General features: G+C 70.2%; 14 protein-coding genes. 7 read left to right on the plus strand and 7 right to left on the minus strand.

Features of this window, described 5'->3' with window-relative positions; translation table 11 throughout:
• Positions 1 to 6: 6 nt before the first annotated feature.
• The 5 genes from LVB77_RS05210 to LVB77_RS05230 all read right to left on the minus strand — a co-directional run bounded on the left by LVB77_RS05210 (position 7) and on the right by LVB77_RS05230 (position 4,832).
• The gene (locus LVB77_RS05210) at positions 7 to 804 is read right to left on the minus strand and encodes a hypothetical protein (protein ID WP_232909147.1); all 798 of its coding nucleotides are present in this window, start codon (positions 802 to 804) and stop codon (positions 7 to 9) included.
• A 325-nt stretch (positions 805 to 1,129) separates the two neighbouring features.
• Positions 1,130 to 1,933, minus strand: coding sequence for a hypothetical protein (locus LVB77_RS05215; protein ID WP_232909148.1), 804 nt, complete (start codon positions 1,931 to 1,933; stop codon positions 1,130 to 1,132).
• 161 nt (positions 1,934 to 2,094) lie between these two features.
• On the minus strand, positions 2,095 to 2,535 hold the full coding sequence (locus LVB77_RS05220; protein ID WP_232909149.1) for a VOC family protein: 441 nt from the start codon (positions 2,533 to 2,535) through the stop codon (positions 2,095 to 2,097).
• A gap of 192 nt (positions 2,536 to 2,727) precedes the next feature.
• Positions 2,728 to 3,564 (minus strand): helix-turn-helix domain-containing protein, encoded by an 837-nt coding sequence (locus tag LVB77_RS05225; RefSeq protein ID WP_232909150.1) that lies wholly within the window; start codon positions 3,562 to 3,564, stop codon positions 2,728 to 2,730.
• A gap of 11 nt (positions 3,565 to 3,575) precedes the next feature.
• Positions 3,576 to 4,832, minus strand: coding sequence for a 6-phosphofructokinase (locus LVB77_RS05230; RefSeq protein WP_232909151.1), 1,257 nt, complete (start codon positions 4,830 to 4,832; stop codon positions 3,576 to 3,578).
• Positions 4,833 to 5,001: 169 nt separating this feature from the next.
• On the opposite strand from LVB77_RS05230, the gene LVB77_RS05235 reads away from it, so the two are divergent.
• From LVB77_RS05235 to LVB77_RS05250, 4 genes are all read left to right on the plus strand, one after another.
• A complete protein-coding gene (locus tag LVB77_RS05235) occupies positions 5,002 to 5,580 on the plus strand; it encodes an adenylate kinase (RefSeq protein WP_232909152.1) in 579 nt (192 codons plus the stop codon).
• Positions 5,581 to 5,742: 162 nt separating this feature from the next.
• Entirely contained in the window at positions 5,743 to 7,119 is a 1,377-nt protein-coding gene (gene mpl, locus LVB77_RS05240; RefSeq protein ID WP_232910159.1) for a UDP-N-acetylmuramate:L-alanyl-gamma-D-glutamyl-meso-diaminopimelate ligase, read from the plus strand.
• A 346-nt stretch (positions 7,120 to 7,465) separates the two neighbouring features.
• Positions 7,466 to 7,834, plus strand: a complete 369-nt coding sequence (locus LVB77_RS05245) for a DNA-binding protein (RefSeq protein ID WP_232909153.1) — start codon at positions 7,466 to 7,468, stop codon at positions 7,832 to 7,834.
• Between the two features lie 39 nt (positions 7,835 to 7,873).
• Positions 7,874 to 8,476, plus strand: coding sequence for an LON peptidase substrate-binding domain-containing protein (locus LVB77_RS05250; protein ID WP_232909154.1), 603 nt, complete (start codon positions 7,874 to 7,876; stop codon positions 8,474 to 8,476).
• A gap of 201 nt (positions 8,477 to 8,677) precedes the next feature.
• On the opposite strand, the gene LVB77_RS05255 is transcribed toward LVB77_RS05250, so the two are convergent.
• Positions 8,678 to 10,699: a bifunctional DedA family/phosphatase PAP2 family protein gene (locus LVB77_RS05255; RefSeq protein ID WP_232909155.1), complete on the minus strand. Its 2,022-nt coding sequence runs from the start codon at positions 10,697 to 10,699 to the stop codon at positions 8,678 to 8,680.
• A 132-nt stretch (positions 10,700 to 10,831) separates the two neighbouring features.
• Here LVB77_RS05255 and LVB77_RS05260 point away from each other — a divergent pair, with 132 nt between their 5' ends.
• Positions 10,832 to 11,488, plus strand: a complete 657-nt coding sequence (locus LVB77_RS05260) for a serine/threonine protein kinase (protein WP_232909156.1) — start codon at positions 10,832 to 10,834, stop codon at positions 11,486 to 11,488.
• A 410-nt stretch (positions 11,489 to 11,898) separates the two neighbouring features.
• Positions 11,899 to 12,744, plus strand: coding sequence for an NAD(P)-dependent oxidoreductase (locus LVB77_RS05265; RefSeq protein ID WP_232909157.1), 846 nt, complete (start codon positions 11,899 to 11,901; stop codon positions 12,742 to 12,744).
• 91 nt (positions 12,745 to 12,835) lie between these two features.
• Here the strand turns inward: LVB77_RS05265 and LVB77_RS05270 are convergent, their stop codons facing one another.
• A complete protein-coding gene (locus LVB77_RS05270) occupies positions 12,836 to 14,425 on the minus strand; it encodes a M20/M25/M40 family metallo-hydrolase (protein WP_232909158.1) in 1,590 nt (529 codons plus the stop codon).
• 160 nt (positions 14,426 to 14,585) lie between these two features.
• Between LVB77_RS05270 and LVB77_RS05275 the strand changes: the two genes are divergently transcribed.
• On the plus strand, positions 14,586 to 14,984 hold the full coding sequence (locus LVB77_RS05275) for a DUF350 domain-containing protein (protein ID WP_232909159.1): 399 nt from the start codon (positions 14,586 to 14,588) through the stop codon (positions 14,982 to 14,984).
• The last annotated feature ends 2 nt before the right edge of the window (positions 14,985 to 14,986 follow it).

The following is a 14,986-nucleotide window of genomic DNA, read 5'->3' on the forward strand; positions in this document are numbered from 1 at the left end:
TCGGGACTACTCCTGGGTGGACGATGCGTCGCCGGCCTGGGCGGACGGCGACGGAGAAAGGGGGGCTGGCGCGGCGGCTGGCGAGAGGGCCGGCTCGGCCGTGGTAGCGCCCAGCAGCGGCAGGTCCAAATCCTGGGCGAGCTTGGCGCTCAGCACGGTATCGGCCGGAATTTCGATCTCGCTGCCGCGCACGAACATCGCGAACGGGCCGATCACGAACGCCGCGCCCATCGCGCCGTTGATGCGCTCGCGGCCGCTTTGTCCCACCGACAGGCCGCGCAGCGGAATCTGGCGGCCGTTGTGTTCCAGGTAGCGGCCGGCGATCAGCAATTCGCCGGGCGCGCCGCCGCCGCGCGAGCGCGCGCCATGCACCACTTCGCCGACCGCGGGCGTGCCGGCCGGAATGGGTTCGGCGCCGTCGATCGCGAGCGGCTGACTCAGGCGCAGCGTGAAACGGTCGCCACGCTTGTGCCGCGCCGAGGACAGGGTTTCGCCGAGTTGCAGGTCCACCTGCGTGCCCGCCGGCAGGCGGCAGCAGCGGTGCTGCATTACCGAGGTGTGGATGACCTCGATGCGCTCGGCCGATACGTCGGTCGTGGCAGGCGAATCCGCGGCGGCAGGCTGAGCGACAGTCGCGTCCGCGGCTGCGGCCACCGTCGGGACGTCCTGCGCCTGCACCACGGGTACGACGAGCAAGGCCGCGAGCGCGGCTGCGAGTTTGAGCATGAGCGACGCCCCCCTGAGCGTGGGCCGCACCTTAGCCAAGGCGCCCGTTTCCGGCAAGCGTCGGGGATGCGCGCGCATACGGGGTGTGGCCGCGCCTGGGCAGGGCGGGCAGGCGATCAGTTACGACGGCGCCAGATCGCCGCGGCGCGCCTGGCCAATGGCGGCAAGGCTCGGACGAAGGCGGGGCGGTATCGGCCGGCCGCGGGAAACGGCGAGCGCCGGCACCGGATCGTCGACGGCCGATGCGCCAGGACGGTGACGCCGTCCCGTCGCTGCGGCCTCGGCACGCCTACCGCGCGCGCAAGGCAAGGCAGGCGGCTACGAGCGTGGCACGCCGGGAAAGGCGTGCCCGAAAGGATCGCGCGGGCGGCGCCTCACGCCGTCCGCGCGATGCCGGCTCCGCTTACTGGATGCCGCGGCAGTTCTTGAACCAGACCAGGTAGCTGGCTTCGTCGTAATGATCGTAGGTGGCGTTGAGGTACATCTTGTCGCCGTTGCGCATCGCCAGCGAGTAGGCGTTCTGGTCCGGCATCATGCGGCAGGCGATGCGCAGCTCGCCGCGGCGCGACTTGCTCGGCACCAGGCCCGGTACCAGCGAGGGGTTCATGTCGAAGAAGAGCTCGAACGCGCCCTTCTTGCCGGCCACGCCCTTGTTGACGCCCTTGATGTTGTAGACCTTGCCCTCGAAACGCACGTCGATGGCGGCGCTGTTTTCCAGGCCCTGGCGCTCGATGTCGGTGGCCAGCGAGGTGACCTGGATTTCGATCGGCTTGGCCGCCGCGCGCGCCACCGGCGCCTTGCCCGGCTTGAGCTGGGTCAGCATCTTGCACATCGCGTCGCGGATGCCGTCGGCGTTGCCGAACGCGCCGCGGCGCGTCTTCATCAGCATCGACACGGTGCCGTCGGGCTTGGCGGTCACGTACACCTGCAGGCCCTTGTGGGCCACGGTGGCCGGCTCTTCCAGCAGCAGCGAGCCGCTTTCCGGGCTTTCGTCCAGCACGTCCATGCCGTCGGCGACGGCCAGATTGCGCATCTGGCCGATCGCGCTGGGCACGCTCAGGCCGTTGACCTTGTACGAGGTCGAATACTCGGCGCCGGAGAGCGCGTTGCCCTTCTTGCTGAAGTTGTCGTCGCACTGGCCCGCGAACGCGATGGAGGGCAGCAACAGCAGCACCGGGAGCAGCAGCTGGATCGGCTTGGCTTTCATGAGGAGTTCCTTGAAGTGATCGGTCTTCCGTGCGCCTTGCCGACGGCCGGCGACGCCCGCGGCCGCAGATTGCCGGATTAGTCCGGTCGATTCAACGACAATCCGGCACAAATTCCGCTATCGCGTTCGCAGTCCTGCGCTCGAACGTGCGTTGCGCGCGCTCAGCCGCAAGGTTCGGCGGGGTAGCGGCGCTGCATTTCCTCGGGCGTCAGCGTCTCGATGCTGTGACCGATGTTCCAGCGGTGGCCGAACGGATCGATCACCGTACCGGAGCGCTCGCCGTAGAAATGATCGCGCGGCGCCATCGCCAGCTGCGCGCCGGCGGCGACCGCGCGCGCGACCACCGCGTCGGCGTCGTCCACGTGCAGATGCAGGGTGTGGCTGTGCCCGCGCCCGGGCTGCGGGGCATGGATGTCGACCTCGGGAAATTCCTCGCACAGCATCAGCGTGCTGCCGCCCAGGTCCAGCTCGACATGGCCGATGCGCCCGCCCGGCTCGACCAGGCGGAATTTCTCGCTGGCCTCGAACACCTGGATATAGAACGCCACCGCCGCCTGGGCATCGGCGACGCAGAGATAGGGAAACAGTTCGTGTACGGCCATCGCGGTGCTCCGGTGTGGGTGTGCGCGCCAGTCTGCGAGACCGCGTCGCCGGGCGATTGGACGAAATTTACCCGTTCGCTCCCGCGCACGCCGTGACCGCACGGCTGCCCTCTGTAGGAGCGGCGTGAGCCGTGACCGCGCAGTCGCCGATCGCGTCGCAAGTGCGTGTCGCGGTCGCGGCTCACGCCGCTCCTACAGCGACAGCGCCTGCTTCACCGGCAAATGATTCGGCGAAGCCGGCGCGCACCGCAGGTACTCGCGCGGGCTCACGCCGGCGAACTCGCGAAATTCCCGGATCAGGTGCGATTGATCGAAATAGCCCTGATCCAGCGCCAACTGCGCCCAGACCGGACGCGGCGTCGCGGCCAAGGCCGCAAGCAGGCGCTGGAACCGCAGCACGCGCGCGTAGCGTTTCGGCGCCAGCCCGGCGAGGTCGCGGAAACCGGCGATGAAACGGCGCTGGCTGCGGCCGCAGGCATCGGCCAGCGCCGCCATGTCGGCATCGGCCGGCGCCCGCCGCACGTGTTCCAGCGCATGCAGGATCTGCGGATCCAGCCCGCGCCGGCGGCGCGCGCGCCGCAGTCGCGCGTCCAGGAACGCCAGCAGCACGCCGGCGCGATAGCCGTCGTCGCTGCGCGCGGCGAGCCGCTCGCACAGACGTTCGGCCTCGTCCCGCCCGCACACGTCGCTCAGATCGAAATGGCGCTCGGACAACTCCGCCGCCGACACGCCGAACAGCGCCAGCGCCGCGCCCGGCCGCAGCACCGCGCCCACCGACGCGGCCGGGTGGGCGGTGTCCTTGATGCAGTAACCGGCGCGCACGCCGCCGACCGTGGCCATGGCGTAGTCGCGGCCCTGGCGGTCGTCGGCGTCGGCGTAGATGCGCAGCGGCGGTCCGTCCAGGCGGATCGCCAGGTGCATCGCGCCGCTGGGCAGCGAGTGCTCGCGCGCATGCGCCGACGGCGCGTCCGGGCGCGCGCAGGCCCAGACCTGCGCGACCCAGGGCTGCAATGCCGGTGGCGCCCGCATCGCGGCCTCGCTCAGCCCGCGAAGGCCGGCAGCTTGCGCTTCACCGCCACATTCTTCAGCGTCACGTACTTGGGCAGGCCGTCGCGGCCGTACGGCGGCGGCGCCTCGCCGCGGATCAGCGGCTCCAGGTATTTGCGCGCCGCGGCGGTGATGCCGTAGCCGTCCTTGCGGATGAAACCGGCCGGCATCTTCTTCTCGTGATTGGCGACCTTGTCCAGCGGCGCCGCCGCGATCTTCCAGCGATAAGGCGCGTCGGAGCTGCGCACGATCGCCGGCATCACCGCGTTCATGCCCTTGAGCGCGTACTCGACCGCGGCCCGGCCCACCGCCTGCGCCTGCTCGACGTCGGTCTTGGACGCCAGGTGCCGCGCCGAGCGCTGCAGGTAGTCGGGCAGGGTCCAATGCACCTTGTAGCCCAGCACGTCCTTGACCCGGCCGGCCAGGTGCGAGGCCACGCCGCCGAGCTGGGTATGCCCGAACGAGTCCTTGCCGCCGCCGGCGTCGGCGACGAAGCGGCCGTCGGCGGTCTGGATGCCCTCGCTGGCGACCACCACGCAATAGCCCACACGCTCCACCGTGGCCTTCACCTTGGCGAAGAAGTCGGCCTCGTCGTAGGGGCGTTCGGGGAACAGGATCAGGTGCGGGGCGGCGTCGCGGCCGTCGCCGGCCAGGCCGGCGGCCGCGGCCAGCCAGCCGGCATGGCGGCCCATGGCCTCGTAGACGAAGACCTTGGTCGAGGTCTCGGCCATCGCCGCCACGTCCAGCGCCGCCTCGCGCACCGACACCGCGGTGTACTTGGCCGCCGAGCCGAAGCCGGGGCAGCAGTCGGTCGCGGCCAGGTCGTTGTCGACCGTCTTGGGCACGCCGATGCAGGTCAGCGGGTAGCCGAACTCGGCCGCCAGCCGCGACACCTTGAGCGCGGTGTCGGCCGAGTCGTTGCCGCCGTTGTAGAGGAACCAGCGCACGTCGTGGGCCTTGAACACGGCCAGCAGGCGCTCGTAGCGGGCGCGGTCGGCGTCCAGGGATTTGAGCTTGACCCGGCAGGAGCCGAACGCCCCGCCCGGGGTATGGGCCAGGGCCCGGATCGCGGCCGCCGACTCCTTGGAGGTGTCGATCAGCTCCTCGCGCAGGGCGCCGAGGATGCCGTTGCGGGCCGCCAGCACCTTGACCTTGCGCGCGCGGGCGGTTTCGATGACGGCGGAGGCGGTGGCGTTGATGACGGCGGTCACACCGCCGGATTGCGCGTACAGCAGGGTTCCAGAGGCCATGGGCATTCCAGGATTGTCGCCGGGATGCGGTAAGCTGACCGCAATATTGACGCCCGGCGGTGGGGTGGCGATGGCTGCGAGTGTAGCGCCGCGCCCCGGGCACGCGACCCAGGCCGCTCCCCAGAGAGCGCCGGCCGCGCGAGACATTCTTGTTCTAGGAGCGATGTAGATGCGATTGGTACTTCTGGGCGCGCCCGGTTCCGGCAAGGGCACGCAGGCAGCGCGACTCAAGGACCACCTGCAGGTGCCGCACATTTCCACCGGCGACCTGCTGCGCGGCGAAGTCGCCGCCGGCACCAAGCTGGGCCTGGAAGCCAAGGCGGTCATGGACGCCGGCAACCTGGTCAGCGACGAAATCCTGCTGGGCATGCTCGAGGACCGCTTCTCGCGTCCCGACACCGCCGGCGGTTTCATCCTCGACGGTTACCCGCGCAATCTGGCCCAGGCCGATGCGATGGACGTGCTGCTGAAGAAAATCGGCCAGCCGATGGACTACGCCGTGCAGCTGGAGGTGCCGACCGAGCTGCTGGTCGAGCGCATTGCCGGCCGCGCCGCCGAGCAGGGCCGCAAGGACGACAGTCCCGAGGCCGTGCGCACGCGCCTGAAGGTCTACGACGACGTGACCGCGCCGGTGATCGAGTACTACCGCCAGCACGGCCGCCTGACCGTGATCGACGGCGTGGGCTCGCTGGACGAAGTCTTCACGCGCATCGTCGAGGCGCTGTCGCCGGCGCCGGTCGTAGGGTGAGTCAGCGCGTTTGCGAGCCATTGGCTCGCGCGCTGGCGAACGCCCGAAGCTGGAAGCGTAGGGCCGGAGCGACTTGATGAGCGCAGGGATGCGCGAATCTAGTCGCCGCGAGAACACTTCAGCGCGGAGTGCAGGCGCGCCGCCGCTTTTCGGGAATTTCTGATCTTGAAGCTACATATCCTGGGCATTGCCGGTACCTTCATGGGCGGCGTCGCCGCGCTCGCGCGCGAACTCGGCCACGAGGTCGAAGGCAGCGACCAGGCGGTGTATCCGCCGATGTCGACCCAGCTCGAACAGCTCGGCATCGCGCTGCGTCAGGGCTACCGTCCGGACAACATCTCCGCCGATTGCGACGAAATCGTGGTCGGCAACGCGCTCTCGCGCGGCAACGACGCGGTCGAACAGGTGCTGGACGACGGCCGTCGCTACACCTCCGGCGCGCAGTGGCTGTCCGAACGCGTGCTGCCGGGCCGCGACACCCTCGCGGTCGCCGGCACCCACGGCAAGACCACCACCACCACCATCCTGACCTGGCTGCTCGAAGCCGCCGGCCGTTCGCCCGGCTTTTTGATCGGCGGCGTCGCCGAAGACTTCGGCGTGTCCGCGCGCGTGGGCGCGGGCCGCGAGTTCGTGGTCGAGGCCGACGAGTACGACACCGCCTTCTTCGACAAGCGCAGCAAGTTCGTCCACTACCGGCCGTTGGTGGCGATCCTCAACAACCTCGAATACGACCACGCCGACATCTTCCCCGACGTGGCCGCGATCCAGCGCCAGTTCCATCACCTGGTGCGCACCGTGCCGCGCCGCGGCCGCCTGATCGTCAACGGCGAGGACGCGCGCCTGGCCGAAGTCCTGGCGATGGGCTGCTGGACGCCGGTGGACACCTTCGGCCTCGACGGCCGCGCCGCCTACACCTGGAGCGCGCGCCTGCTGGCCGAGGACGGCAGCGTCTTCGCGGTCGTCCGCGATGGCGTCGAGATAGGCGAAGTGCGCTGGCCCCTGTTGGGCCGCCACAACGTGATGAACGCGCTGGCCGCGCTGGCCGCCGCCAATGCGGTCGGCGTGGACGTGGCCTCGGTGCTGCCCGCGCTGGCGGCCTTCCGCAGCGTCAAGCGCCGCCTGGAAGTGATCGGCGAAGCCGGCGGCATCACCGTCTACGACGATTTCGCCCATCACCCCACCGCCATCGCCACCACCCTGGCCGGCCTGCGCGCGCGCGTCGGCGATGCCCGCATCGTCGTGGCGATGGAGCCGCGCAGCAATTCCATGCGCCTGGGCGCGCATGCGCAGGCGCTGGCGCCGTCGCTGGACGGCGCCGACGCGGTGGTGTTCCTGCACCGCCCGGAGTTGGCCTGGGACGCCGGCAAGGTCGTCGCCGGCCTGCGCGGCGAAGGCGTGACCGCGGCCGATGCCGACGCCCTGATCGCCGCGCTGCGCGCGCGCGTCCGCGCCGGCGACCACGTCGTCTTCATGTCCAACGGCGGCTTCGACGGCGCCCCGCGCCGCTTCCTGGCGGTACTGCGCGACGGCGACGCCTGAGGCGGGCCGGCCGCGTTCGCGGCCCGATTTTGCCAATTCAAACGTGCGGACCGGACGGCGCCGAGTCGGGTCCGGGCCGGTCATGTGCGCGGATTAGGTCTATTTTTTGCGTCATTAGAACGCATTGATAATGCTGTATTTGTGCCTCATTTGATGCCCCCCGGCACCCTGGAGGCCGTGGTTGGGCACTACAGTCTATAGCAACTAATAATTGCTATCTATGCACGTTAAAAGTGCCACTCCCGGCTGCGGCATGCGCAACAATAAGTTGCGTCATCCCTTTCCCCTGCGCCGCGACCGCGCCGGGGGTTCCGCTTCGGCCTGGCAGGATGCAGGGCGTTATCGCATGAACTCTAGCCACGACGATTTCGCCCAACGCCTGCGCCACGCGCTGGACTATTCCGGTTTCGCCAAGGGCCGCGCGCGCATCGGCGCGCTCGCGCTGCAGTACAACGTCAGCCGCGAGACCGCGCGCAAATGGCTGGCCGGCCTGTCGCTGCCGGAACTGCAGCGCATGATCGACATCGCCACCCAGCAGCACGTCAGCTTCGAGTGGCTGTCCACCGGGCGCGGCAGCGTCGACGGCAACGGCCTGTCGGTGCGCGAAGGCAACGGCCAGTACGGCGATCCCGAGGAACTGCAACTGGCCGGTCTGGTGCGCCGCATGTCGCGCAAGAAGCGCCGCGCCCTGATCGAGCTGCTGGACCCGCAGTAAGGCGATAGCCGCCGCGCGGCGCGCGGGTACACTGACGGCATGCCGATCGCCACCGATGCCGCGCCGCCCGCCACTGAGTCGCTGGGATTGTTCCCGCTGCATACCGTGCTGGTGCCCGGCGCCGCGCTGTCGCTGCGCGTGTTCGAACCGCGCTACCTGGATCTGGTCCGCGACTGCGGCCGGCGCGGCCGCGGTTTCGGCGTGTGCCTGATCATCGACGGCGAAGAAGTCGGCGCCCCGGCCAGTGCCGCCGCGTTCGGCACCGAGGCCGTAATCGAGGATTTCGGCGCCGGCACCGACGGCCTGCTGACCCTGCGCGTGCGCGGCGCACGCCGCTTCCATGCGCGCCGCGTGCGCGTGCGCGACAACGGCCTGCAGGTGGCCGACGTCGAGTGGTGCGCGCCCGACCCGGACCATGCGCTGCAGCCGCAGCACGGCCTGCTCGCGACCCTGCTGCAGGAACTGATCGACCGTATCGGCGGCGAGCACGCGATGGCGCCGCGCGTGCGCATGGAAGACGCGGCCTGGGTAGGCTGGCGCCTGGCCGAGCTGCTGCCGCTGCAGCACGCGCAGCGCCAGGCGCTATTGCAGATCGACGACCCGCACGAACGCCTGGACCGGTTGCTGGCGTTGCTGCCGTAACCGGCGACGCGCACCAGCGCCGGCCCGACCCGCACTCCGCCCCACGTAGGATGCGTTGAGCCGCAGGCGAACCGCATCGCCACCCACCTCGATGTCGTCATTCCCGCGAACGCGGGAATCCAGTGCCTTCGGCGCCCTCCGCCACGAAGTCCCTTCGGCTTCTCAGCCAATGCGCCGCGATGCACCGATCCGGCCAGCGCCTCAGCGCCGCGTTTCGCCTTCCGGCGCCTCGCCGCCCGGCGGCACCGTCCGCAGCCGCAGCACCGGCGTGCCATGCATGCCGCTGGACTCGATCCCGCCGAACCCGGCCAGCGCCGCGCGCACGGTCGCGTGCGCACGCACGTCCTCGCTGGTCGGCAGCCACAGCGCCGCCGCGTCCAGCGGCTTGTTGAGGCGTAGCACCTGACTGGTGCCCAGCCACAGCGGCGTGCCGTCGTCGAGCTTGGCCGGCGCCGGCCACAGGCGCAGCGCGTATTGCTCGTCCGGGCGCGCGCCGGCGCGCAGCAGCAACAGCGATTCGGCCTGCGCGTCCAGCGTGGCCGGCAGCACCGCCTGTTGCAGCGGCGCGGCCTCGTCGTTGAGCAGCGCGATCGTCGCCATCCAGTCGGCCTGCGGCTGCACCCGCCAACCCTGCGCCTGCAGCGCCGCGCTCAACGGCTCCAGCGGCCCGGCGACCTGCAGGTCCAGCGGCCAGCGTCGTCGCAGATCGCGTTCGTTGCGGTGCTCGGGCAGCGTCGCCCAATCGCGTCGCCACCAGCGGTCGGCGGACAGCACGCGGGTCGGCGCGGCGGCGGCGAACTTCGCCAGCAGCGCATCGGCCGAGCGCGGCGCATGCCACAGCGCGGCGACCGCGAAGCTGCCGTAGAACAGCCACGACAGCGGCCGCATCCAGAACGAGCGCGCGACGTGGCGACGGTAGGCGATGCCCAGGATCAGCAGCCAGACGATGCCGAACAAGGTGCCGCCGACCAGATCGCTGGGCCAGTGCGCGCCCAGGTACAACCGCGCGAAACCGACCAGCGTGGTCACCACGCCCGCCAGCAGATACGGCCACACCCGCTGCCGGCCGGGCAGCTCGCGCGCGATCAGCACCGCGAAGAAACCGAACACGATCGTGGTCATGGTGACCGCGACCGAGGGGAAACCGAAGCCGGCCGGCGCGGTCGGCGGGCGCGGCATGTCGATCGCCGCTTCCAGCAACGAGGTCAGCGCCAGCCCGAACACGATCGCCGCGACCCAGTGCGCGGCCGCCATCCAGCGCCGCCGCCACAGCAGATAGCCCAGCGCCACCAGCGCCGCAGGCGCCAGCACCGCGGCGTCGCCGAGACTGGCCAGGCCCGCCATCAGGCGGTCGGCCAGCGGATTGCGCAGGCTCCACATCAACTCGTGGATGCTGTGGTCCAGCGCCAGCGGACCGCCGCTGGCCAGCAGCGTCGCCAGCAGGGTGAACCAGATCCAGCTGATGCCCAGCAGACACACCGCCAGGATCGCCAGCGATGCCGACTCGGGCCGGTTCGGATCGATCAGGGCCTCGGCGTAGCGGCCCATGCGCGGATGCCGGCGGGTCCAGCGCAGCGCGCGCGCGAGCAGGTTGTTGGCGTGTGCGGCGAACCAGCGCCAGGTGTAGAGCACGCAGGCCCAGACCAGCGCCACCGCCACCAGCAGCCCGCCCAGCACCAGCGCCAGCCGGTCGGCGACCGCGGCCACCGCATCGTAGGACGCGCCCAGCACCCAGCCCGGGGCCAGGAACGCCGCCGCCCACGCGATGCAGGCGATCAGGCTGGGAACCGCGTAACGGCGCGCCGGCATGTGCAGCATGCCCGCGATCGCCGGCACGAACGGCCGCACCGCGCCGACGAAACGCGCGATCAGAATGCTCTTGCTGCCATGACGGCGGAACAGCTGCTCGCCGCGGTCCAGCCACTGCGGATAGCGCGAGAACGGCCAGCGCTGGCGCAGCTGCGGTCCCCAGCGATGGCCGACCCAATAGCTGAGCCCATCGCCGGCGAACGCGCCCGCGGCCGCGCAGGCCAGCGCATACGGGCCGCTGATATGGCCCAGGCCGACCAGCGCGCCGACCGCGAACAGCAGCGGCAGCGCCGGCACCACGATGCCCACCAGGATGAGCGCGTCGCAGAAAGCGATCAGGAAAATCACCGCGCCGGCGGCGGTGGGATTGGCCGCGATCCATGCGGTCGCGCTTTCTAGCCAGGCTGAATCCATCGGTCGATTATAGGCAGCGCGGATGTGGGAAACGCAGAAGGCAGGGTCTAGCAATGGGTCGCGGACGCGGCCGATTCAAGCGCCGCGTGAGCCTGCGCCCCCATTCGGCGGGCCCGACCTTACACTGCGCGCATGACCACCGACGCCATCGAAATCGCGGCGCTGAAAGCCGACAGCTTCGGCCGCATCGCGCTGATGCGCGACGGCCAGGGCCTGTTCGTGCGCCGCGATCTGGGCCACGTACCGCTGTGGCTGCGCCTGCCGGCCTGGTGGCTGGCGCGGCGCGAGGCGATGGCCCTGCGTTGCGTGAGCGGCCTGGCCGCGCCGCAGCTGCTGCGCTGGGACGGACGCCGCCTCGACCGCAGCTACCTCGACGGCGCCGCCATGTACCAGCGTCCGCCGCACGGCGATCTGGCCTATTTCCAGCGCGCGCGGCGCCTGCTGCAGCAACTGCACCGCAGCGGCATCGCCCACAACGACCTGGCCAAGGAGGCCAACTGGCTGGTCCTGGCCGACGGCGCGCCGGCAGTGATCGACTTCCAGCTTGCGGTGCGCGGCCACCCGCGCTCGCGCTGGCTGCGTCTGCTGGCGCGCGAGGATCTGCGCCACCTGCTCAAGCACAAACGCACCTACTGCCCGCAGGCCCTGACCCCGGTGGAGCGGCGCGTGCTGCGCAAACGCTCCTGGCTGCGCGAGGCCTGGTTCGCCACCGGCAAACCGGTTTACCGCTTCGTGACCCGGCGCATCCTGCATTGGGAAGACAACGAAGGGCAGGGGCCTAAGCCTTAGGCGGGAATCGGCAGCGGGCGTCAAACCTGCAGCCGCCGACGTCACCCTCGATCCGTCATCCCCGCGCAGGCGGGGATCCCGTGATTTCAGCGTCGTGCCGCCAAGACGTGTTCGGCGCAATGTGCTGCATCGCTCCGGCCCGAGCGCATGGCGCTCGGGCGTTCGCGAATGCGCGAGCCAATGGCTCGCAAACGCATCCGCTCACCCCGCGCAGGCGGGAATCCAGTGACTTCAGCGCGAACGCGCCGCATCGACACGTGGCCGCGCAGACCTCGTCGCCACCGTACCCTCCCGGGCCTTACCACCGAATCCCGCAGATACGCGACCACGAGCCAGGCCACCACCCGCAATCGGCATTAGGATGGCCCCAGGCTTCAACCGCCTCCCATCCCTAACTCCCGGCCCCCACCATGCCCACCCTGTCCGGCAAAACCCTCTTCATCACCGGCGCCTCGCGCGGCATCGGCCGCGCGATCGCGCTGCGCGCCGCGCGCGACGGCGCCAACATCGCGGTCGCGGCCAAGTCCGCCGTCGCCAATCCCAAGCTGCCCGGCACCATCCACAGCGTCGCCGCCGAGATCGAGGCCGCCGGCGGCCGTGCGCTCGCATTGCAATGCGATATCCGCGAGGAGGACGAGGTCCGCGCCGCGGTCGCCGCCACCGTCGACGCGTTCGGCGGCATCGACATCCTGGTCAACAATGCCAGCGCGATCTGGCTGCGCGGCGCCCTCGACACGCCGATGAAACGCTTCGACCTGATGCAGCAGGTCAACGCGCGCGGCAGCTTCCTGTGCGCGCAGATCTGTCTGCCGCATCTGCTGAAATCGGCCAACCCGCACATCCTGACCCTGGCGCCGCCGCCCAGTCTCGATCCCAAGTGGTGGGCGCCGCACACCGGCTACACCCTGGCCAAGATGGGCATGAGCTTCGTCACCCTGGGCCTGGCCGCGGAGTTCGGTCCCCAGGGCGTGGCGGTCAACGCCTTGTGGCCGCGCACCGTGATCGCCACCGACGCGATCAACATGATTCCAGGCGTGCAGGCCGAACGCTGCCGCACCCCGGAGATCGTCGCCGACGCGGCGCACGCCGTGCTGGTGCGCCCGGCGCAGGGCTACCACGGCAACTTCCTGATCGACGACGACGTGCTGTTCGCCGCGGGTGTGACGGACTACACGCGCTACGCCGTCGATCCGACCCAAGCGCTGCTGCCCGACCTGTTCCTCGATCTGGACAGCGCCCCCCAGCACCGCCGCTGAGCTGCACGCGCCGGACTCGTCCGGCGCGTCCTCTCCCAGGCGTAGGATGCGGTGAGCGCAGCGAACCGCATCACCGCACCGCCACGCGCGCTTACTTCTTGGCCGCCGGCTTCAACGCATCCGACAACGCATACATCAGATCGACATAGAAGCGCTCCGCCTGGGTCAGGCCGGCGATCTTCGACCCGGCCTGCGGCTCGATCACCATGTATTCGTTGGGCGCATGCGCGCCGCTGCCGTGGCCTAGGCCGCCGGCGATCATCGGCAAACCCAGCGTCTGAGTGAATACGTAGTACGGCGCGCTGCCCGCCAGGCGCGGCGCGATGGTCGGCGTGAAGCCGTACTTGCGGTAGGTGCCCAATGCCGCGCGCGACAGCGGCGCATCCACCGAGGTCTGCGCCGGCGGATAGCCGGACAGTTGCCGCACCACGATGTCGTCGAAGCCCTTGGCGTCGAGCTGCTTGCGGATCAGCGCCAGCGCCTGCTCCGGCGTCTGGTTCGGCACTAGGCGCGAATCGACCTTGGCCACCGCGCGGTGCGGCAGGATGGTCTTGACGCCCTCGCCGGTGTAGCCCGCGACCAGGCCGTCGATATTGAGCGTGGTGTCGAACAGCTCCGAGGCCACCGCTTCGCGCACGCTGCGCCCGTTCTTCCAGCGTGTGGCGCCCAACACGTCCAAGGTCTTGGCCGCGTCCTGCTCGCGGTCGCGGATCAGCCCGTTGTACAGGCGCTGCTCCTCGGCATTGGGTGGACGGATCGCGTCGCGATAGCCGGGCACCGCGATCTCGCCGTCGGGCGTGGTCAGCGTCGACAGCGCCTGCACCAGGCGCCAGGTCGGCGAATCCAGCGTAGCCGCCATCGAACCGTGCACCTCGCTCTTTTGCGAGCCGCCGGTCTTGGGATTGCCGCGCGCTTCCAGCTCGAAGTACAGGATGCCCTTCACGCCCAGGAACATGCTGGCCTCGCCGTCGCGGCCCTGCGTGTTCATCGGGAAGAACACGCCGTCGGCCTTGCGCAGCTGCGCCTCGTACTTGGCCACCACCTCGGGATAATGCGGCGAGCCCAGTTCCTCCTCGCCCTCGGCCAGCACGATCAGGTTCACCGGCGGCTTGCCGCGCACCTTGATCATCGCTTCCAGCGCATTGAGGAACGCGCGCTGCGGCCCCTTCTGGTTGGTCGCGCCGCGCGCCATCAGCACCTTGCCCAGGCCGGGCTCGTCGACCAGCTCGCCTTTGAAGGCGTCGACCTTCCAGCCCGTGGGCTCGATCGGCTGCACGTCGTACATCATGTAGACGATCAAGGTGTGCTCGGCGCCGGCGTCGTAGTAGCCGTAGACGCCGGGGTGGCCCGAGGTCGGCACCAGCGCGGTATCGCGGAAGCCCAGCCCCTGCAGATCGGCGCGCAACAGCTCCGCCATCTCCTTCACGCCCTGGTTCTGCGCGCTGATCGACGGCTGCCGCACCCAGCGCTGCAGCTGCGCCAGGCTCTGCGCCTGTTGCTTGTCCAGATAGGCGTAGATATCGGCGTAGTCGCCCGCGAACGCGGGCACCGAGGTCGGATCGAAGGCCGCGGTTTCGGTGATCGAAATCTTCGGCGCGTTCGGCGGCGCCGCGGTGGCGGCGCTGGCGACGAGCAGGGCGGACAGCAGGCAGGCGAACGACGAGCGGCGCGGCAGCTTCATGAGCGTGGGGTTCCCCGGTCGGTGGTGTCCCCGATTCTGCGCGCCTACCCCGGCCCACCGCATGACGCAGCGCACAGTGTGCCTTGCGCTTGTGGCGTCTGTGGCGCACGGCTAAGGTGGCGCGCAGTCCGGGATGCGCCCGGATCGGTTCGGGGTTGCGATGACGTATCTACAAGGTTTGCCGGCATTCGCCGCCTATTTCGCGGTCGGCCTCGGCTTCGTCGCCTTGTTCCTGGCCGCCTACCTCCAATTCACGCCGCATCGCGAGTTGCAGCTGATTCGCGACGGCAATGTCGCCGCCGCCACCGCGTTGGCCGGTGCGCTGCTGGGCTTCTGCCTGCCGCTGGCCAGCGCGATGGCGCACAGCCTCAGCCTGGTCGACGTCGCGCTGTGGGGCGCGATTGCGATGCTCGCGCAAGCCTCGGCGCACGGCTTGACCCGTCTGTTGTTGCCGGCCTTTCCCGCCCGTATCGAGCGCGGCGAACAGGCTGCCGCGGTCCTCTCGGCCACCCTGCACCTGGGCGTGGGCCTGATCAACGCCGCGGCGATGACCTACTGACG

This window comes from Lysobacter sp. 5GHs7-4 (assembly GCF_021284765.1).
GTDB lineage: Bacteria > Pseudomonadota > Gammaproteobacteria > Xanthomonadales > Xanthomonadaceae > Lysobacter.